This window comes from Mesorhizobium sp. M7A.F.Ca.CA.004.04.2.1 (assembly GCF_004022825.1).
In the GTDB taxonomy this organism is placed as follows: domain Bacteria; phylum Pseudomonadota; class Alphaproteobacteria; order Rhizobiales; family Rhizobiaceae; genus Mesorhizobium.
Map to the genome: position 1 here is coordinate 1 of NZ_RZPH01001462.1, position 1,045 is coordinate 1,045.

Genomic DNA, 1,045 nt, shown 5'->3' on the forward strand with positions numbered 1-1,045 from the left:
GGCTCGGGCCGCATGATCTCTGAAAGTAATTCCCGCCTCCGTGAGCGCGGCGCCGCGGGTCGTTCGTGCAAGAAGCTGGACGCCAAGCTCCGCCTCAACCCGAAAGAGCCGCCGACTGACGATCGACTTGGAGACGCCGAGTCGGCGGGCGGCGGCCGATACGCCCCCGGCATCGGCCACTACGACGAATGTCTGCAGATCTTCGATGTCCAATCGGCGTTCCTCGTTTCGCGACACAGCTTGCCTGAATATGGCACTATCGCATCACCAAAAGGAACAGCAAATTGCGTTTCGGCAACGTCGCCCGCTGGCGCATGTCTCCCGAAAACCCATGCCGTCCAGACGGCAGAGAAAGGAAGTCTTGATGACCCCTCGTAACGGCCTTGCTTCGCTTCTTCGTCCCGCAGATTCGGTCCTCGTCCTGATCGACCACCAGCCCTATCAGCTGGCCAATCTGAACAGCCACGACCCACACATGGTGGTCAACAACACGACCGCGCTGGCGAAGCTAGCAAAAGCCTTCGGTGTTCCGACCATTCTCACCAGCGTGATTGCGGCGCGCGGAGGACTTCTCTTCAAGCAGATCACCGACGTATTTCCGGACCAGGAAGTCATCGATCGCACCTGGGTGAACACCTGGCAGGACGAGAATGTGGTGAACGTCGTCAAGGCGACCGGCCGCAAGCAGCTGATCATCGCCGGCCTGTGGACCGAGGTCTGCGTCGCAATGCCTGTGATCCAGGCCGCCGGCGAAGGCTGGGACGTGACCGTGATCACCGACGCGTCGGGCGGGATTTCGAGGGAGTCTCACGAAGTTGCCATCCAGCGAATGATCGCGGCCGGCGCGAACGTGATGACCGTGATGGCGCTCACTGGCGAATGGCAACGCGATTGGGCGCGCACCGAGCATGTCGAGGAGCTGACCGAGATTCTCATTCAGCACTTCGGCGGCAGCGGCATCGCGTACCTCTGGGAACAGCAGCTGCTCAACACGCCGGTGCCGAGCGCCGCGGGCTGATCTGGGCGGAGGTGACGAAAGCTGGAG

The 1,045-nt window shown here is 61.9% G+C and carries 2 protein-coding genes; one reads left to right on the top strand and one right to left on the bottom strand.

The window, feature by feature from the left end:
• Positions 1-213, bottom strand: a 213-nt coding sequence (locus EN893_RS35385) for a LysR family transcriptional regulator (RefSeq protein WP_164901459.1), incomplete at its 3' end; no start/stop codon positions are given.
• Between the two features lie 151 nt (positions 214-364).
• Here EN893_RS35385 and EN893_RS35390 point away from each other — a divergent pair.
• On the top strand, positions 365-1,018 hold the full coding sequence (locus EN893_RS35390) for a hydrolase (protein ID WP_127268278.1): 654 nt from the start codon (positions 365-367) through the stop codon (positions 1,016-1,018).
• Positions 1,019-1,045 lie beyond the last annotated feature (27 nt).